General features: G+C 39.8%; 19 protein-coding genes. 3 read left to right on the forward strand and 16 right to left on the reverse strand.

Going from position 1 to position 18,377, the window contains the following annotated elements:
• Positions 1-56: 56 nt before the first annotated feature.
• The 9 genes from arsH to cadR form a co-directional block, all read right to left on the reverse strand.
• On the reverse strand, positions 57-761 hold the full coding sequence (gene arsH, locus F985_RS05345; RefSeq protein WP_001052988.1) for an arsenical resistance protein ArsH: 705 nt from the start codon (positions 759-761) through the stop codon (positions 57-59).
• 4 nt (positions 762-765) lie between these two features.
• Entirely contained in the window at positions 766-1,806 is a 1,041-nt protein-coding gene (arsB, locus tag F985_RS05350) for an ACR3 family arsenite efflux transporter (protein ID WP_000068658.1), read from the reverse strand.
• A gap of 7 nt (positions 1,807-1,813) precedes the next feature.
• A complete protein-coding gene (locus tag F985_RS05355) occupies positions 1,814-2,287 on the reverse strand; it encodes an arsenate reductase ArsC (protein ID WP_000670223.1) in 474 nt (157 codons plus the stop codon).
• Between the two features lie 6 nt (positions 2,288-2,293).
• A complete protein-coding gene (locus F985_RS25000) occupies positions 2,294-2,659 on the reverse strand; it encodes a metalloregulator ArsR/SmtB family transcription factor (RefSeq protein ID WP_081401235.1) in 366 nt (121 codons plus the stop codon).
• Positions 2,646-4,292: an IS66-like element ISAba17 family transposase gene (locus F985_RS05360; RefSeq protein WP_001094416.1), complete on the reverse strand. Its 1,647-nt coding sequence runs from the start codon at positions 4,290-4,292 to the stop codon at positions 2,646-2,648. The genes F985_RS25000 and F985_RS05360 overlap by 14 nt, the downstream gene beginning before the upstream one ends.
• 74 nt (positions 4,293-4,366) lie before the next feature.
• Positions 4,367-4,702 (reverse strand): IS66 family insertion sequence element accessory protein TnpB, encoded by a 336-nt coding sequence (gene tnpB / locus F985_RS05365; protein ID WP_000618090.1) that lies wholly within the window; start codon positions 4,700-4,702, stop codon positions 4,367-4,369.
• Positions 4,699-5,127, reverse strand: coding sequence for an IS66-like element accessory protein TnpA (gene tnpA, locus F985_RS05370; RefSeq protein ID WP_000364662.1), 429 nt, complete (start codon positions 5,125-5,127; stop codon positions 4,699-4,701). The genes tnpB and tnpA overlap by 4 nt, the downstream gene beginning before the upstream one ends.
• Positions 5,128-5,274: 147 nt before the next feature.
• Positions 5,275-5,709 carry an arsenate reductase (glutaredoxin) gene (gene arsC, locus F985_RS05375; RefSeq protein WP_000213577.1) on the reverse strand — a complete coding sequence of 145 codons (435 nt, stop codon included), beginning with the start codon at positions 5,707-5,709 and terminating at the stop codon, positions 5,275-5,277.
• Between the two features lie 224 nt (positions 5,710-5,933).
• Positions 5,934-6,326: a Cd(II)/Pb(II)-responsive transcriptional regulator gene (gene cadR / locus F985_RS05380; protein ID WP_000480874.1), complete on the reverse strand. Its 393-nt coding sequence runs from the start codon at positions 6,324-6,326 to the stop codon at positions 5,934-5,936.
• Positions 6,327-6,401: 75 nt separating this feature from the next.
• On the opposite strand from cadR, the gene F985_RS05385 reads away from it, so the two are divergent.
• Genes F985_RS05385 through feoB form a run of 3 tightly spaced genes read left to right on the forward strand, consistent with a single transcriptional unit; the run spans position 6,402 to position 9,800 of the window.
• Positions 6,402-7,709 carry a cation efflux transmembrane domain-containing protein gene (locus tag F985_RS05385; protein WP_000537300.1) on the forward strand — a complete coding sequence of 436 codons (1,308 nt, stop codon included), beginning with the start codon at positions 6,402-6,404 and terminating at the stop codon, positions 7,707-7,709.
• An 11-nt stretch (positions 7,710-7,720) separates the two neighbouring features.
• Positions 7,721-7,981, forward strand: a complete 261-nt coding sequence (locus F985_RS05390; RefSeq protein ID WP_001048218.1) for a FeoA family protein — start codon at positions 7,721-7,723, stop codon at positions 7,979-7,981.
• The gene (gene feoB / locus F985_RS05395; protein ID WP_001086233.1) at positions 7,971-9,800 is read left to right on the forward strand and encodes a ferrous iron transporter B; all 1,830 of its coding nucleotides are present in this window, start codon (positions 7,971-7,973) and stop codon (positions 9,798-9,800) included. Before F985_RS05390 ends, feoB begins: the two co-directional genes overlap by 11 nt.
• A gap of 71 nt (positions 9,801-9,871) precedes the next feature.
• Here the strand turns inward: feoB and F985_RS05400 are convergent, their stop codons facing one another.
• From F985_RS05400 to F985_RS26045, 7 genes are all read right to left on the reverse strand, one after another.
• Entirely contained in the window at positions 9,872-10,234 is a 363-nt protein-coding gene (locus F985_RS05400) for a copper-binding protein (RefSeq protein ID WP_000911302.1), read from the reverse strand.
• A 33-nt stretch (positions 10,235-10,267) separates the two neighbouring features.
• Positions 10,268-13,414: an efflux RND transporter permease subunit gene (locus F985_RS05405; RefSeq protein ID WP_000561666.1), complete on the reverse strand. Its 3,147-nt coding sequence runs from the start codon at positions 13,412-13,414 to the stop codon at positions 10,268-10,270.
• Between the two features lie 14 nt (positions 13,415-13,428).
• Positions 13,429-14,919: an efflux RND transporter periplasmic adaptor subunit gene (locus tag F985_RS05410; RefSeq protein ID WP_004698664.1), complete on the reverse strand. Its 1,491-nt coding sequence runs from the start codon at positions 14,917-14,919 to the stop codon at positions 13,429-13,431.
• On the reverse strand, positions 14,919-16,223 hold the full coding sequence (locus F985_RS05415; RefSeq protein ID WP_001028920.1) for a TolC family protein: 1,305 nt from the start codon (positions 16,221-16,223) through the stop codon (positions 14,919-14,921). Before F985_RS05415 ends, F985_RS05410 begins: the two co-directional genes overlap by 1 nt.
• Positions 16,224-16,300: 77 nt before the next feature.
• Positions 16,301-16,762 carry a hypothetical protein gene (locus F985_RS05420; protein ID WP_000771473.1) on the reverse strand — a complete coding sequence of 154 codons (462 nt, stop codon included), beginning with the start codon at positions 16,760-16,762 and terminating at the stop codon, positions 16,301-16,303.
• A gap of 45 nt (positions 16,763-16,807) precedes the next feature.
• Positions 16,808-17,737, reverse strand: coding sequence for a copper resistance protein B (locus F985_RS05425; protein WP_001260874.1), 930 nt, complete (start codon positions 17,735-17,737; stop codon positions 16,808-16,810).
• Positions 17,724-18,377: multicopper oxidase domain-containing protein (locus F985_RS26045; RefSeq protein WP_004698668.1), on the reverse strand; the 654-nt coding region annotated here is incomplete at its 5' end. The genes F985_RS26045 and F985_RS05425, both read right to left, overlap by 14 nt.

The following is an 18,377-nucleotide window of genomic DNA, read 5'->3' on the forward strand; positions in this document are numbered from 1 at the left end:
TTTACAGGCTCGATCAGACGTGAATGTCTACTTTGCATTTAGTTCTCTCCAATGTGTTACAGACTACGCTGGTTAACACGTTTAGATAATTCTTCAGCAGATTCTTTACGCTCAGAATATCGATCAGTTAGATACAGGCTTTGTCCACGCGTAAGTAATGTAAACTTATAGAGTTCTTCCATCACATCTACTATACGATCGTAATAAGAAGATGCTTTCATACGTCCATCTTCTTCAAACTCTAAAAAGGCTTTAGGAATTGAAGATTGATTCGGGATTGTAATCATCCGCATCCAGCGCCCCAAAATACGCATCTGGTTAACGCTATTAAAAGATTGTGAACCACCACTAACTTGCATAAGTGCTAAAGTTTTACCTTGCGTCGCACGTATTGCACCACCAGCCAAAGGAATCCAGTCGATTTGGGATTTAAAAATAGAACTCATAGAACCATGACGCTCAGGTGAACACCAAACCATACCCTCTGACCAAGCCAAAAGTTCATGCAATTCTTTTACTTTTGGATGTTCAGTATCGGCATCTTCTGGCAAAGGCAATCCTTTCGGATGAAAGATTTTCACCTCAGCACCAAACTCCTCCAAGATTCGTCCTGCTTCCATCACCGCTAAACGACTATAAGAACGTTCACGATTCGAGCCATATAACAATAAGATGCGTGGTGCATGATCCAGTGCTTTAGCTTGAACTTTCTCTAAAGTAGGTCGATCAAGAAGATTCATATCAACATTTGGGAGATTCATAGATTTACACCGATTCAAAATACTTTTTTCTTAGCCATAAAGAGACACTGACCAAAGCAATCAAAACTGGTACTTCAACTAATGGCCCAATGACTGTAGTAAATGCCACAGGCGATGCTAAACCAAAGGTTGCAATGGCTACAGCCAGTGCTAACTCAAAATTATTACCCGCAGCAGTAAATGAAATTGCTGTAGTTTTTGGGTAGTCATTACCCATCCACTTACTCATAAAGAAACTAATGAAGAACATTACGATAAAGTAAATTGTTAATGGAATCGCAATTCGAATTACATCCAAAGGCAGACTCACTACATCTCCACCTTTGAGACTAAACATAGCAACAATAGTAAACAGTAATGCCAATAGACTTAATGGACTGATCTTCGGTAAAAAGACATTTTGGTACCACTCTAAGCCTTTGGCGTTGACTAAGATCAAACGGGTCAAGAAACCAAGAAAAAAAGGAATACCCAAGTAAATTAATACCGCGTGGGTAATCGTCCAAAAATCCACATTGATTACTTGCCCAGCAATACCAAAATAAGGTGGTAAGAAGGTAAGAAATAACCAAGCATAAGTACTAAAGAACAAAATCTGAAAGATACTATTGAATGCAACCAATGCTGCTACATATTGGTTATCGCCGCAGGCTAAACCATTCCAAACTAAAACCATTGCAATACAACGAGCTAATCCGATCAGGATTAGTCCAGTCATATACTCTGGATAGCTATGCAAAAAAATAATTGCTAATGCAAACATTAATACAGGAGCAATAATCCAGTTCTGTACTAAAGACAAAGTTAATGTTCTTTTGTCTTTAAATACTTGTGGTAGAGCTGCATAGTCCACTTTGGCTAACGGTGGATACATCATCAGAATCAAACCAATCGCAATTGGAATATTGACAGAATCCACACTCATTTTGTCTAAAGTAACGGAAGCTTGAGGTAAGAAGACACCTATCGCAATCCCCAACCCCATCGCAATGAAAATCCATAGCGTCAGGTTACGATCTAAAAATGACAGTCTTTGTTGAGCCATGATTTTCTCATTCAATATCTGATATGTGATTGATTGCAGCAATTAATTCAGGACGAGACATATTTGCTGTATCAAGTGCAAATAAAGCATCTAAACGACGGTTGATATGGTCTACTGTCACTTGGAAAGCTTTTAATTTTTCCTCTTTAGGCAAGTCTAAATGTGATGGATCAGCCAAGCCCCAATGTGCCTTGATCGCTCCCCCCAAATAAAGAGGACAAGCTTCTTGAGCTGCTGAATCACACACAGTAATCACTACATCAGGTTTATATTGCTCACAGTCATCAATGGTTTTACTCCATAAACCTTCTGTTGAAAGACCAAGGTTTTCCAAAGTTTCAATAGTCAATGGATGCACCTGTCCTGATGGCTTACTACCTGCACTGTATGCTTTCCAGTCATGAGGAGCACGACTGTTAAAAAGCACTTCAGACAAAATGCTACGACAACTATTTCCAGTACACAAAAAAAGGAATTTCATAATCTATTACTCACAATAACTATTTATAGAAAGCGTGTTGGTATTGCTTACAACTTGACTAGATGATGTTTTTTTTAAAGTATCTAGAATTTCAAAACACCATGCTGGAAGTTGTTGATTAATGCTGTAGTACACCCATTGGCTTTGTCGTCTGTCTTGTAAGAGACCAGAAGAGCGTAATAAAGCTAAATGCCTAGAAATCTTTGGTTGACTCAGTTGTAGCTTTTCTGTCAGATCACAAACACAGAGTTCTTTATTCTCAGCAATTAAAGTGACAATATTGAGACGGGTTTCATCTGATAAGCATTTAAAAAAATTAACTTGATCGTAAGCATCCGCTGAACGCCATCGCCAAGTTTTAACGGGGTTCAGGTTTCCAGCGGTGAGGTAGTAATTCTTCTATTTGGGGCACTTTATGTGTTGGCAACCTTTTCAGCACATCACTTAAATAGGCATACGGATCCAAGCCATTCAGCTTTGCTGACTGGATTAAAGTCATGATATTGGCAGCTCGTTGACCACTGCGCAGCGAACCTGCAAATAGCCAGTTCTTACGCCCCAAGGCCCAGGGACGCATTTGGTTCTCTATCCAATTATTGTCAATGGGTAGATTGCCATCATCCAGATAGCGGCTTAAAGCAGTCCAACGTTTTAGGCTGTAATTGATCGCCCGGGCGGTTGGAGAACTCGATGGCACCGTCAGCTGATGTTGGTTGAGCCATTCATATAGTTGTTGCATGACCGGTTGACTATGCTGTTGTCGGTATTCGCAGCGGTCTTCCGCTGTACCATCCGTCTTTTTTCTTAATTCTGCTTCTATCGCATATAATTTCTGAATCAGCACTAATGCCTGTTCAGCGACCTGACTTTTCTTGGTCACATGTAGTTCATGGAATTTACGACGTGCATGTGCCATGCAGCCCACCTCAATGACCTGACCTGATCTAAAGCGTGCTTTATAACCACTGTAATCATCACAGACCAAATGACCCTGCCAGCCTTTCAGGAAGTCTTCAGCATGCTGGCCAGAACGGCTATCTTGAAAGTCATAGATCACTGCCTGAACTGGATTGTACTGTGTGCTGGCATAGGCCCAGACATAACCTTTTTTGGGCTTTTTCTCATTTTCACCCATCTGCATGACCGTCACCGGTGTTTCATCTGCATGGATCACCTGCTGTTGCAGTACCACCTGTTTTAAGGCATTGGCCAGAGGTTCCAGTTCCACCCCACAGCGGCCAATCCAGTCAGATAACGTTGATCTAGACAGATCAACACCTGCGCGTAGAAAGATTTGACGTTGACGGTACAAAGGCAAATGATCGGCATACTTTGACACCAGCACATGGCTAAGCAATTCAGGTGAAGCAATGCCTTTATCAATCACATAGGCTGGCATCGCTTGCTGAGTCAGAGTGTCACACTGATCACAGACCCATTTACCACGCACATGCTGTTCCTTATAGAACTGTGCCGGTCTGAAATTCAGTTTTTCACTGACATCTTCACCGATACGACGCAAGGTACAGCCACAACTGCATTGTGTTGATTCAGGTTCATGCTCAATACGGAGGGTGTGTAGATGATCTGGCAACAGCCGACGTTTAGGTTTGTTGACTGGGGCTTTCTGTGCAGCTGCATTGGTTTTATCTGCATTCAGTCGTTCCAGTTCCAGATCAACCGCTGCAATATCTTCTTCAACCGCTTCATCCCAGAGATGGATTTGTTTTGCGGTTAGATGTTCGTTTTTACTGCCGAATTTATGCTGTTTAAATAGTGCAAGCTCATGCTCGTATTTTTGATTGAGAATAGAAAGATGTTGAACTTTAGAATCTAATTGCTGATTGGTGACTTCAAGATGTTGAACTCTGGCATCTAATTGCTGATTTGATTGTTCCAGTTGTTGTTTAGATTGTGCCAGAGACTGATGCTGCATCGCCAACTGTCTGGTAAATTCCAGCAGTTGTTCATGGGTCAGTTGGCTTAAATCAGGCAGCGTATTCATGACCGCAGTATGCCTGAGGTCATGATGCAGAGGAAATAGAACGTTTGGAGAATAGCAGAATGGATGAGCCTGGTTTAGAGCATTGTTACCACTTGCTGCAGTCCGATTCTTTGCCAGGGCAAACCCTGGATCAGTGCCTGTAACTGCTCCGGGCTGATCGCCATACTTTCACCCTGGTGAACTTTAGCCCAGTGGAATTTCCCCTGTTCCAGCCGCCGGGCACACAGCCAGATACCCAGTCCATCATGCACCAGCACTTTCATACGATGGCCACGCTTATTACAGAACAGGTAAGCGCAATGCGGTTTGATGTAGCCAAAGGCTCTCAGCACCTGAGCCATGGCTGTATCCATCCCTGCACGCATGTCCATCGGCTGGGTAGACAACCAGATCTCATCAATACGAATCATTGAGTCAAACCCTGGATCAGCAACAGTAATTCAGTTACTGACTCCACCGGCCAGTCGATCTCGATCATCTGATCCCTTGCGGAACTTGGTGCCTCATGTAATGGAATCCTGATATGAGCGACAGCTTTCTTCTCTGGCACAGGTGGTAGAGGTGCTTCTTGTTTGACTGGAGTCGGGTGAAGAATGACCGGAAGAAAGTCAGTCTGTGGAATGGATGGGGTTTTTAATGCAGGGGGCATTGATCTGGACTGACGAATCCATTTATGTAGCAGATTGGCATTGATCTGATGTTGCATTGCTACCTTGGCCACTGATGTATCTGGCTGCTGGCATTGCTGAATAAGTTGATGTTTAAATTCAGCTGTGAAGGTTCGACGGGGCTTTTTTAGCGTTGGTGCACTGTCTATAACTGTCTTTAAATCCATAAATAGGTGTCCACTTAAATTTAAGTGGACACTATCGCGGTATTAATGAGTTAGAAAAAGTGGGGTTCAGCGGACGCTTACACTTGATCCATCTTTGCTACCTATAAATTTGGATATGCAGATAATCACATACAAGAACTAAATTTTTTAATTTACTCTCTGACCATTTTCGTCGATCACTTGTTCACCATCTTCTTTAGTGAAAGCACCTTTTTGTGGTAATGGCAGAATATCCAAGACAACTTCTGAAGGACGACTTAAGCGAGTACCTAATTCAGTAACAACAAATGGTCGATTAATCAAAATAGGATGTTCAAGCATAAAACTGAGTAGTTGTTCATCACTCAAATCACTACGATCAAGCTGTAAATCCCGATAAGGATCTACATTCTGACGAATAGCCTCTCTTACTGTTAAGTTTGCATCCTGAATCAATTTAACTAATTCGTCATGACTAGGTGGTGTAATGAGATATTCAATAACGGTTGGTTCAATTCCTGTATTGCGAATCAAAGCCAAAGTATTCCGAGAGGTGCCACAAGCAGGATTGTGATAAATCTTTACATCTAATGAAGTTGTCATGAAACTGGGACCTCTAATATATTAATATCTTTATATATGAATTAGCATATATATGCAACTTCATATATGATGGTCTGCAAAATACAATCCATTAAATAAGCTAGTTAAATTTGAAAAACTGCTGTAAACAATTCATTTTAGATTAAGAATTTAGCAATAATATTAAATAAGCCAATATACGTATCAGTAAGTTTGAGAAACAAATGTGATCACTAACTTTTTATTCAGGCTAACTTCTTCAGTACACCACATTTGTCCACTGTACATAACCCATCACAAGTCTTTCTTATTTCTAATAGCTGCTGTATGAGTTTCTGCTGATTCCGAATATTTTCCTCTACATCGTTAATATGTGAATCGATAAGCTCATTCACATCAGAACAATTTAGATTAGGCAGATCCTTATAATTTAGTAATTTTTTGATTTCAATTAAGTTCATATTCAAAGAACGACAATTCACAATGAATTTCAACCGATCAATGTAATCTTCAGTATATAGTCTATAGTTACCTTGAGTTCGATCAGGTTGCGGGATTAAACCTTCTTTTTCATAAAACCGTATTGTCAGTACTGAGCACGACGTTTTCTCAGAGAGCTCTCCTATCTTCATAAACATTAGAAATACTCAAAATCCAACTTGACTCTATAGTAGCTATAGAGATTTTAATATGCAATAAGTAAAGATATGACTATGGGCACATCAATGAGTGGTTGCGGTTGTAATAAAGAAAGTTCTTGTGAAGACACTAAGCAAAATCAAAATGAATCAGAAACAAATTCTGGTAACAGTAAAGATTTAACTGCTGAAGAAAGTAAAAGCTCTTGTTGTGGTAATGAAGTACCACAACAATCTAAGCCAGATGAAAAAGATTCTTGTGCTAGTACTCAGCCATGTTCTACGCAGTCAAACTCATGTTGCACCCCAGATTCAATAAGTTCACCTGAGATAATCAGTGATAATGAGGGTGTAGCGACTTTCATCAGTGACTATAAAATCCCTAAAATGGATTGTTCCGCAGAGGAACAAATGGTTCGGATGACTTTATCTTCTTTGGTAAATGTTAAGAGGCTAGTTTTTGATTTGCCGAATCGAAACCTAAAAGTTATGCATAATGGTGAAAGTAATGAAATCACTGCAAAACTTGAAGCTCTTGGGTTTGGCGCTAAATTAAATAAAACTGAAGCCTATGTAAATAAAGAGCATGCAAAAGAAATCAGTACGTTTCTGATTCCGAAAATGGATTGCTCTGCTGAGGAGCAAATGGTTCGTATGGCATTGTCTCCAGTGAGTGAGGTCAAAGGACTAATATTTGATTTACCTAATCGGAAATTAAAAGTTTTTCATAATGATGGTCTTAATGAAATTACTAGCAAACTTGAAGCACTTGGTTTTGGAGCCAAACTTGAAAGTACCGCTGCCTCTGTGGGTGAAATGCCTGAAAAAGCAGATACGTCTGAACAAGCAAAAGTTTTAAAAATTCTTTTAGCGATTAATCTCCTATTATTCTTTATAGAGTTTATCAGTGGTTTGGTAGCTGCCTCTACAGGCTTGATTGCTGACTCATTGGATATGCTTGCTGATGCCACAGTGTTTGGTATAGCACTGTTTGTTGTTGGTAAAAGTGTAAAAAAACAATTAAAAGCAGCGCATCTTTCAGGCTGGTTACAGTTAATTCTCGCTACTTCTGTAATTGTAGATGTTGTGCGTCGGTTCATTTATGGTAGTGAGCCAGAGTCTTTCTTGATGATTGGAATTGCTGCTTTAGCGCTAATTGCCAATTTTTATTGTATATACCTAATGTCTCATCAAAAAAATGATGGTGCACACATGAAGGCTAGTTGGGTCTTTTTATCCAATGATATCATAGTCAATTTTGGTGTGATTTGTGCAGGGATACTAGTTGCTTTGACAGGTTCCGCATATCCAGATCTTGTTATAGGAATAATTGTTTCACTTTTCGTACTTAACGGTGCTCGAAAAATTTTGGCATTGAAATAAGAGTATTAAAAATGAATTTATTCCAAGTTAAACCAAACGAATTTGTCAAAATTGTTGACCTAAAAAAAGGTAACCAATATTTAGATAAAAATGATCCAGTTCTCGAACGACTTGAATTGTTAGGTTTCAGAATTGGTGAAACTTTACAAGTTCTAGCTAAGGGACTTTTCGGTGGTGATCCAGTATTGGTTCAAATTGAAACTTCTCGATTTGCGTTAAGAAAGAATGAAGCTGAACGAATTTTTGTAGAGATTGTTTCAAATGAACAGTAAAAATATTGCACTTATTGGTAACCCAAATTGTGGGAAAACATCTCTCTTTAATACTTTAACAGGTACTCGTCAAAAAGTAGCTAATTATGCTGGTGTTACTGTTGAGCGGAAAGAAGGTTTTTTTAAACTACCTTCTGGTGAATCAGTTCGAGTTTTAGATTTGCCCGGCACATACAGCTTAAAGCCTACGAGTCTAGATGAAGAGGTAACAAGGGCTGTATGCTTAGGTGAGCTTGAGGGTGAGGTTCTACCTGATATATATGTATGTGTGGTTGATGCCACTAATTTACATTTACATTTAAGTCTTGTGCTTGAAATAAGGGCATTGAATCGACCAATGCTTCTTGTTTTAAATATGATGGATGAGGTCAAAAAGCGTGGTATTTCGATAGATATTAATAAGCTATCAGAATTGTTGGGTATCCCTGTTATTGAGGCTGTTGCCGTTAAAACTAAAGGCGTGCAAGAACTACTAAATCAATTAGATCAAAAAAATCTATTTGTCACTCCTTATCATTCTGATCTGAATCATTTTGATCAGATTAAAAATATTACTAAACAGGTAATTTTAAAAAATGATAACGGTGATGCAAGAACAGCTTTCTTGGATAAAATTTTCTTACATCCTGTACTTGGTTTAGTCATCCTAACGCTTACCATGTTTGTCATGTTCCAAGCCGTTTTTATCTGGGCACAACCTTTTATCTCATTAATTGAAAATGCAATTGCTTGGTTAGGTAATACAATTGGCCCGCTTATTACTCATCCATTACTTAGAAGTCTTATTGTTGATGGGGTAATCGCTGGATCGGGTAGTGTTTTGGCTTATATGCCGCAGATCCTTATCTTATTCTTCTTTATTTTAATTTTAGAAGAATCAGGTTATTTGCCACGAGCAGCATTCCTTTTGGATAAATTAATGTCCAAAGCTGGTTTAAGTGGACGTTCCTTTATTCCACTATTGTCTAGTTTTGCCTGTGCTATTCCTGGTGTCATGGCAACACGAAGCATTAGTTCGGAAAGAGATCGTCTAGCAACCATTATGATTGCGCCATTAATGACTTGTTCTGCAAGATTACCTGTTTATGCTTTGCTAATTGCGGCATTCATTCCAAACAAATTAGTTTATGGTTGGTTGAGCCTACAAGGTTTAGTTCTTTTTGGACTATATATGGCTGGAATTGTTTCAGCATTATGTGTTTCTTTATTTTTGAAACTAGTTAGAAAAGATAAAACAGAAAGTATTTTTATCTTTGAGTTGCCTACTTATCGATTGCCAGATATTCGAAACGTTGCATTAGGACTTTATGATCGAGCTACGATCTTTCTAAAAAGAGTTGGTGGTATTATCGTAGCATTATCTATATTGCTTTGGGTGTTGGTTACGTTCCCTCAACCACCTGAGCATGCCACGATGCCTGCTATCAACTATAGTTTAGCTGGACAACTTGGACACATTATTCAGCCTATATTTGCACCTATTGGCTTTACTTGGGAAATCTGTATCGCATTAATTCCTGCTATGGCTGCAAGGGAAGTTGTCATTGCTGCTTTAGGTGTAATTTATGCTATGTCTGGAGATGAAGATACTGTAACTCAAACATTGTTGAGTCAAATCTCTGGTCCTGATGGTTGGGGGCTAGCTACAGGGATGTCATTATTAGTTTGGTACATTTTCGCACCACATTGTCTTGCAACATTAGCGACCATTCGTCGTGAAACTGGTAGCTGGAAACAGCCTGTTATTATGGCGACTTACTTATTTGGGCTTGCGTATTTCTTTGCCTTCATTACATATCAGCTTATTAGTAGACTTTAATCAAAATAAGAATATTTCATAAAGAAAAATGGATGCCTTCGCATCCATTTTTCTTTTAAGTATCAAACTGATTATGAGCTTTTTTTCACAGCAACAATAATCTGACTCTCACCCTCTATTTTTAATTCGAAGTCAACCTTTTCCCCTACAGTTAAACCATTCAATAATGCTGGATCTGCAACTTTAAAGCCCATGGTCATTGCAGGCCATTTAATTGCAGGAATTGCTTCATGGTCGAGTGTTAGAATATTTTCTTTCGTATCAATAGCAGTAATCACACCAACAGCTTGAGCTGTTGCAACTGTAGATGACTCTTTACTCATCTGCTCCATCGGTGCTTCCGCTTTCTTTTGCTCTGATGCCTCATTTTTGCTACATGCACTTAACGCAGCAACAGTTGCAACAAGAGCCACAATTTTCATAAATTTCAACATAATAAAACCTCTTTTGACGAAATAATAAAACTATCAATTCTTTGATAGTTTTCTTTTGATTAAAAGCTGATATGCCGCAGGGATAACAAACATAGATAAGAGAGGGGCTGAAATCATCCCCCCAACCATAGGTAAAGCAATACGACTCATTAATTCAGAACCTGTTCCAGTCCCCAACAGAATAGGGATTAACCCCGCCAAAATGACAGCGACTGTCATTGCTTTAGGGCGAACACGTAGCACGGCTCCTGTATGAATTGCCTTATTGAGTTGTTGCTCTGTTAAGGATGCCGTTGAAGAAGATAGGCTTTGCTGTGCATGCTCAATTGCTTGCTTTAAATAGAACAACATGACTACACCAAACTCTGCGGCAACACCAGCAAGTGCAATAAAACCAACAGCAATCGCAACCGAAAAGTGATAATCACTCAAGTACATAGCCCAAATACCACCAATCAAGGCAAAAGGTAGTGTTGCCATAATCAGAACAGCATCTTGTACTTGCCTAAAAATCAAATAGAGCAATAGAAAAATGATCATCAAAGTAATTGGAATAACAACTTTTAAGCGAGCATTCGCACGCTCCATGAACTCAAACTGTCCTGAATAGCTAATGCTCATGGCAGAAGAACGTTTTACTTTTTGGTCTATGGCCTGCTTCAAATCTTGTACAACCGAAGCTAAGTCACGTCCTTGTACATCGACATAGATCCAACCACTTGGACGGGCATTCTCACTTTTAAGCATTGGCGGCCCATCTGTAATTTGAATATTAGCAACACTACTCAAGACTATTTGTTGACCAGATTCAGTTAGAATCGGTAAATTTCTTAAGGCTTCCAGTGAATCTCGAATCTCTCGTGGGTAACGTACATTAATGGGATACCGTGCCAAGCCTTCAACAGTTTCACCAATATTTTCCCCGCCAATCGCTGATGAGACGATTTGCTGTACATCTTTAATATTGAGACCATATCGCGCAGCCTGCATACGGTTAATATCAACATCAACATATCGACCACCTGTGAGCCGTTCAGCTAAAGCTGAACTAACACCGGGCACCTGTTTAGCCACTTGTTCAATTTGCTGTGCTACCCGATCAATATCTTGCAGATCATTTGCTGAAACCTTAATCCCGATTGGACTTTTCACCCCAGTTGCCAACATATCAATCCGGTTACGGATAGGTGGCACCCAAATGTTTGTTAAACCCGGTACTTGGACTGCCTTATCTAGTTCTTTTATCAATTTGTCAGGTGTCATACCTGAACGCCATTCAGACCGTGGTTTGAACTGAATCGTGGTTTCAAACATTTCTAATGGTGCAGAATCTGTGGCTGACTCTGCGCGACCAGCTTTACCGAATACTGTTGCAACTTCAGGAACGGTTTTAATCATTCGATCAGTCTGTTGGAGTAGCTCAGAAGCTTTTGCTGCGGACAATCCCGGTAAAGCTGAAGGCATATACAGTAAATCACCTTCATCCATATTGGGTAGAAACTCCCCACCTAACCGTGTTAAAGGGAAAAGACTAATAAGGAAAATTAGCAATGCACCAAGTAAAATTGTCTTTGGATGAGCTAAAACCTTATCCAACATAGGGCTGTATATTTTGATCAGAAAACGGTTCAGTGGATTACGCTGTTCAGAAGGTAATTTCCCTCGAATCCAATAACCCATTAAAACGGGAATCAAGGTAATGGATAAACCTGCTGCTGCTGCCATTGCATAGGTTTTAGTAAATGCCAGTGGTGAGAACAAGCGACCTTCTTGTGCCTGTAAAGTAAAAATAGGAATGAAGGATAAGGTAATGATGAGTAGACAGAAAAATAAAGTTGGCCCGACCTCACTGGCAGAACGTGTAATGATGTTCCAACGGACTTGTGCTTCCAAGACTTGCTCAGGATGTTCGTGTTGCCAAGTTTCGATATGCTTATGTGCATTTTCAACCATTACAATTGCGGCATCGACCATAGCGCCAATCGCGATAGCAATACCACCCAACGACATGATATTGGCATTTAGCCCTTGATAATGCATCACCAAGAAAGCAGATAAAATCCCAAGCGGCAAAGAAACAATAGCCACCATTGCTGAACGTAAATGCCAGAGGAATAGTCCACAGACTAAAGCCACCACAATAAACTCTTCAATTAATTTATGGCTGAGATTTTCTACTGCTCTATCAATCAATTGACTGCGATCATATACAGGAACAACTTGTACACCTTTCGGTAGACTTTGTTGTAATTCAGCTAGCTTCGCTTTCACAGCAGTAATCGTTTCACGTGCATTTTTACCTGCTCGTAAAATCACGACACCCCCAACCGTTTCACCTTGCCCATTCAATTCACTGATGCCACGACGCATTTCTGGACCAAGTTGAATAGTTGCAACATCACCTAAAGAAACAGGAACACCGAAACTATTTGTTCGTAAAGGAATTTGGCGAAAATCATCTAAAGTTTTTAAATAACCAGAAGCCCGCACCATATATTCCGTTTCAGCCATTTCCAGAACTGAACCACCAGTTTCCTGATTAGCTTTTTGAATCGCCTCAATGACATTGTTTTGTGTGACACCTAAAGTAGCCATCTTGCTTGGGTCTAAGACAACCTGATATTGCTTAACCATTCCCCCAATTGTGGCAACTTCAGCCACGTTAGGTAATGTCTTCAGTTCATACTTTAAAAACCAGTCTTGTATGCTTCTCAGCTCCGAAAGATCATGCTGTCCTGTTGGGTCTACTAATGCATATTCATAAACCCAACCAACGCCAGTGGCATCTGGTCCCAATGAAGATTTCGCATTTGCAGGCATTTTCCCTTGAATTTGATTTAGATACTCCAATACACGAGAACGGGCCCAGTAAAGGTCAGTATGTTCATCAAAGATGACATAAACAAATGAGTCACCAAAAAAAGAATAACCGCGAACAGTTTTAACACCGGGCACCGATAACATGGTTGTTGTTAAAGGGTAGGTCACCTGATTTTCAACAATTTGTGGTGCCTGACCAGAAAAATTAGTTCGAATAATTACTTGTACATCAGACAAATCTGGTAATGCATCGACCGGAGTATTCTTTACGGCCCAAGTTCCCCAAGCAGCCAGAATTAAAGCGGCCAACAGGACAAATACACGATTTGCAATTGAAAAACGAATAATACGGGCAATCATAATCGTCCTCCCGTTTAGTTCTTCATAGATGTCATAGACATCTTGGAAATGTCAGAAATAACGTAAGTATCTCTAGCATGTGTAAAACTAAAACGGACCTGATCGCCTTGCTGAATTTGGGTAAATGGTTGCACTGGTTGTTTAAAGCTCATAGTCATAGCCCCCCAACCCAACTCAGGAATCGCCTGATGTGAAATGGTAATGTCTTGAGCTGTGACTTTTTCAACTTTACCAATGCCTTGATATATTGATGTCTTAACCACTTGAGATGAAGTCTTCGATTGTCCAGTGTTCAGCTTATCCAATACACCTTGTAAATTTGCTTCAGAATCAATCAGGAATTGCCCTGAAATTACCACCTTCTGACCAGCTTTCAACCCTTTTAGAATTGCAATTTTATTGCCATCACTTTGACCTAACTGTACTACAACAGGTTCAAAACGCCCTTGCTCATGTCCCACAATGACAACGTTCCGAGTACCTGTACGTATAACAGCTTGCTCTGGTATAACTAAATTGCTTTGTGGGTTGTTGGAGAATTTAACGGAAGCAAACATTCCCGGCTTGAGCAATCCCTCTCTATTGGGCAACTCAATACGAACTTTTATGGTTCTACTCGTGCTATCCAAAGTTGGTAAAATATCAATGACTTTACCGGACACTATTTGAGGATATGCAACAAAAGTAGCTTCAACTTTCATTCCCCGTTTTATCCCGGCAATTTGTGCTTCTGGAACAGATGCTTCTAACCAGATTGGGTTTATCCCCTTGATGGTGACAAGCGTTTGCCCCATAGCTAAAGCCATTCCATTGCGGACTTCTAACGAATCAATAAATCCACTTACAGGTGCACTTAAAGTCATATTGGATTGCACTCGATGTGTCCGCTCGACTTGATTAATCACATTTTGTGGGATTCCTAAAAGCTGTAAACGTTGTCGGCTTGCCTGAATAAGAGAACGATCTCTTGTTCGGAGTACAGCTAGAAATTCAGTTTGTTCTCCTGTCCATTCAGGTATTGAAATATCAGCTATGGGACTGCCTTGCGTCACCATATCCCCAACAGCATGTCCGTACACTCGTTGGACGAAACCACTTGCTCTTGTTTGTAAAATAGCTACCTGTCGTTCATTGGTCTGCAATATACCATTGGTTAACAAAGTATTTCCCATCACAGCTTGTTCGACTGAAGCATAACGAATTGCTAAATTTTGTTGGAGGGATGGATCAATCTTAACCGCAGGATAACTGTCTTCAGTCATCGTAGTATTTTCATCTGCATATTTAGGAACCAGTTGCATGTCCATAAATGGCGATTTCCCCGGTTTATCAAAATGCTGTTCAGGCTTCATTGGGTCGTACCAATACAACACTTTGGCAGCCTGTTGCGGACCTGATTGAGGATTGTATTTCTGATGTGCAATCCAGTATCCAGCACCACCACCCGCAGCCAGACTAATTACCGCAACGCCCATGACAGTAACTGCTAATTTATTTCTTAACATTATGGCTGCCCCTCAACATGGTTTAAGGTCGGTTCTTCAAAGGCATAATAAAGTTGGGCTTTAGTCACAGCCTGTTGCTGTTGGAGATCAATGAGACGCAAACGCTGTTCTAAAAGAGCTTGTCGAGCAGCAATAACATTAGACAAATTACTTTTACCTGCTTGATAGCTTGCCAACTGTAAACCCACTTTTTGTTTAGCGAGTGGAATACTTGTTTGCATCGCACGTCTAATTTGCTGATCAAGTGCATCAAGATCGGATAACCCATCATCTAGCATAGTGAGATGGTCACGGTATTGGACTTCTTGATCGGCGGTAATCCTGTTTTGTTCGGCTAAAGCTGCCTGAATGAGTGGACTACTACGTCTTTTTGAAAAGACAGGAAGCTCTGTTGTTAGTTGCACCCCGATCATATCGCCAAATTCGGGTGCTCGATGCTGATAAGCAAGTTCAATACCCCAATCTGGTTTCTGTAAAGCCTGAGCTTGCTTCAGTTTTGCTTCAGCAGTTTGCTTTTCTGCCTGAAATGCTTTTAATTCAGGATGTTGATGCAAATGATGATATAGCTTTGATGTATCAAGGTAGATAGATGGTGCTTGGTCAGGTAAGGTTTCAATTTGAGAGAGATTTTCAGTAGGTTCTGCACTGACTAACCGATGCAACTCTAACTTGGCTTTATTTAAATCACGAAGTAAATCATCCTTCTGGTCAAGCAATACCGTGGCTTCTTGTCTTGGATCAAGTGCATCGGCAATGATTGTACGACCAGAGATGACCTGTGTTTGAGTAATTTGAGAAAGTAATCGATTCTCTGAAAACAGTTCATCATATAGTGCTAATTTACGTTCAAGATAAAAGCGCTTAAGCCAAGCAGATGCGACTTTCTGACGTACCTCAATACGCAGAATCTCAGTTTGAGCATTGGCCGAACCTAGTTCAGCTTTTGCTAAATCGACCTCAGCTTGTCTTTTGGCACGATTTGGAAAATCTTGCATCACGCCAATTTTTTGCATAGTCATACCTTCGCGTGTGACTGACCATGCGGCATCGCCGGATACAGGGTAATTATCTAAACCTACAAATAATTTAGGGTTGGGTAAAATACCTGAAGCTGAAACCATATTTTCAGCCCCTTCAATCCTTGCACTATTTGCTCTTAGGGTAGGTGCATATTGCTCAGCAAGCTTCATAGCTGTATTCAAAGTTAATGGCTCAGCATAAGCCTGACCATAGACCAGACAGAAACAGATAGTAGCTATTGGCCATCTCTTACGATGAGATTGCTTTTCTTTATAAATATTCATATTTTTTGCTCTAAAATGTTTACGCGCACGCGCAGAACATTCATAGAAAATTCTATGAATGATAGAGGACTATCAAATTAGTTAGAGCGTGGAGGCTTCCATAAACCCGAAGGGTATGGAGAAGGAAGATTTTGATCTAAAGAGTAAAAAGCTGAGCGCTCTATAGGAAAGGAAACCATTGAGTGCAAAATACCCTGAACGTCATTAGCATATACAAGCTTGGTAAAAGACATAATGCAATCTTGTTCAGACAGACAGGATGGATCATGCAGAGTTTTTTTGGACTTTGCTTCTCCTTTCATACAATCAGTATGCATCATATTCTGATTTTTCGACTCTTCCATTTGCATGGATTGCATCTGTTCAGATGGCATTAAACATCGTTTATGTACAGACGAGGCAACAGCAGCCGATCCTACTAACAGGATAGCAAACGATAAAAACAGCGATAGGCATGTTTTTAACCACTGCATAGACATAGACCAAATTTTAAGCTTTTTTAGTTTTACAGAATTGAATCGTAATAGCAACAATTTCATGAATAGTAGCCGAAACTACTATTCATGATTTCAAGTTATAGTATTTTAAAATACCAATTCGATGCCTGCACCATATTTCCATCCTTTTTCGGACTCAGTTGCTTCTTGCACGTTAGTTGCTTTTTGTCCTTTTTCATATTGGTAAGCAACATCCACAAAAGGTCTGACTCTTTTAGTGACTTCATATCGGGTTTTAATACCGGTTTTTAGTTCAGACAAACCTGATTTTGCAGCATAGTTAGAATCATCGCTAAATACAGCATCTACTTCAAGATAAGGTTGTGTGATCAATTTCTGGGTTAACAGGAAATCACGCTCGACTTCTAAGCTTGCCCCCCAAAAATTATTCTCACCACCGTACAAATAAGCTTGGGTTTCAAAGAAATATGGAGCTAATCCCAACACGCCAACAACACCATCAACCCGATCGCTGTTGCTGTTATTTTTATCTTCACTGTATCTCACCCCAGCCTGTACATCCCAAAAGGGTGCTACATTACGGCTATAAAGCGCAGATACATCATATTTTGGATCATGACTTTCTGCTTTATCCAAATTTGCTTCAATAAATAGGCGATTTTCATCTGTACCTATCAATGTTTCAATTTTCGATCCTAAAGCACCTTTGCCATCTTCATCCACAGTCCACTCATTCTCAAACTTAGTCATTTGGAAAACTTGTCCACCATGTTCTTTCAGATGTTTATCATGATTTCGGTTATTAGAAGTTTCGGCTTCCAGGCCTATACCATTATCTCCATCATTACCAGAAGTTGAATTTTGGTAAGTATTACGATCAACATAACCTAATCCACCAGGCTCTTTTAACAGCATTTTCATACTCTCGGACTGAGAGGATTTAGTACTACTATCCATGCTTTGAACAGCAGTATCATTTGCAAAAGCTACACCTGATAATCCAATTAAAGCTATAGATAAAAATGTCTTAGAATATATTTTTTTAGTGGTGCGCATGTTGATTTACCCCCTTATCATTAGTATTAGGTTGAGCAACAACATCTTTCGAATCAGTACTATTACTATCGACATTTGCCACAATAAGTTTATTCATCATTCCAGCAGACATGTGATAGAGCAAATGGCAATGGATAGCCCATTCACCTAACTCATCAGCCGTTAATAAAGTTGTAACTGTTTTACCTGGTGGAACAATTACTGTATGTTTATTCGGCATATTGCTAGGATCTTGGCCATTTTCCAGTTGCATAAACATGCCATGTAAATGCATTGGATGAGCCATCATACTATCGTTAACAAATTTCAAGCGTATACGCTCACCATATTTCACTTTAAATGGTTCAGTTTCATTAAACTTCTTACCATTAATTGTCCAAATATAGCGCTCCATATTTCCACCTAAGCGGATTTCAATTTCACGTTCTGGAGCACGGGTATCTTTTTGGGGGGTTAAAGATTGTAAATCACTATATTGAAGTGCTTTTAGACCAGCTGGTGTTGATGCATTCGCCCATCCGTAAACCACTTGATCAGATCCAGAAGAGCTTACTGTTTTTGAAGGCATATCATGATCCATACCTTTCATTGAAGACATATCATGATCCATACCTTTCATTGAAGACATATCATGATCCAT

The organism is Acinetobacter seifertii (genome assembly GCF_000368065.1).
GTDB classification, from domain to species: Bacteria; Pseudomonadota; Gammaproteobacteria; order Pseudomonadales; family Moraxellaceae; genus Acinetobacter; species Acinetobacter seifertii.

Bases quoted from the DNA above. Each gene is read 5' to 3' on its own strand.
- F985_RS05415 (WP_001028920.1), bottom strand. From the start codon at position 16,223: ATGAATATTTATAAAGAAAAGCAATCTCATCGTAAGAGATGGCCAATA.
- F985_RS05420 (WP_000771473.1), bottom strand. From the start codon at position 16,762: ATGAAATTGTTGCTATTACGATTCAATTCTGTAAAACTAAAAAAGCTT.
- arsH (WP_001052988.1), bottom strand. From the start codon at position 761: ATGAATCTCCCAAATGTTGATATGAATCTTCTTGATCGACCTACTTTA.
- tnpA (WP_000364662.1), bottom strand. From the start codon at position 5,127: ATGGATTTAAAGACAGTTATAGACAGTGCACCAACGCTAAAAAAGCCC.
- F985_RS05425 (WP_001260874.1), bottom strand. From the start codon at position 17,737: ATGCGCACCACTAAAAAAATATATTCTAAGACATTTTTATCTATAGCT.
- F985_RS05400 (WP_000911302.1), bottom strand. From the start codon at position 10,234: ATGTTGAAATTTATGAAAATTGTGGCTCTTGTTGCAACTGTTGCTGCG.
- F985_RS05410 (WP_004698664.1), bottom strand. From the start codon at position 14,919: ATGTTAAGAAATAAATTAGCAGTTACTGTCATGGGCGTTGCGGTAATT.
- cadR (WP_000480874.1), bottom strand. From the start codon at position 6,326: ATGTTTATGAAGATAGGAGAGCTCTCTGAGAAAACGTCGTGCTCAGTA.
- F985_RS05390 (WP_001048218.1), top strand. From the start codon at position 7,721: ATGAATTTATTCCAAGTTAAACCAAACGAATTTGTCAAAATTGTTGAC.
- F985_RS05405 (WP_000561666.1), bottom strand. From the start codon at position 13,414: ATGATTGCCCGTATTATTCGTTTTTCAATTGCAAATCGTGTATTTGTC.
- tnpB (WP_000618090.1), bottom strand. From the start codon at position 4,702: ATGATTCGTATTGATGAGATCTGGTTGTCTACCCAGCCGATGGACATG.
- F985_RS05360 (WP_001094416.1), bottom strand. From the start codon at position 4,292: ATGAATACGCTGCCTGATTTAAGCCAACTGACCCATGAACAACTGCTG.
- arsC (WP_000213577.1), bottom strand. From the start codon at position 5,709: ATGACAACTTCATTAGATGTAAAGATTTATCACAATCCTGCTTGTGGC.
- arsB (WP_000068658.1), bottom strand. From the start codon at position 1,806: ATGGCTCAACAAAGACTGTCATTTTTAGATCGTAACCTGACGCTATGG.
- feoB (WP_001086233.1), top strand. From the start codon at position 7,971: ATGAACAGTAAAAATATTGCACTTATTGGTAACCCAAATTGTGGGAAA.
- F985_RS05355 (WP_000670223.1), bottom strand. From the start codon at position 2,287: ATGAAATTCCTTTTTTTGTGTACTGGAAATAGTTGTCGTAGCATTTTG.
- F985_RS05385 (WP_000537300.1), top strand. From the start codon at position 6,402: ATGGGCACATCAATGAGTGGTTGCGGTTGTAATAAAGAAAGTTCTTGT.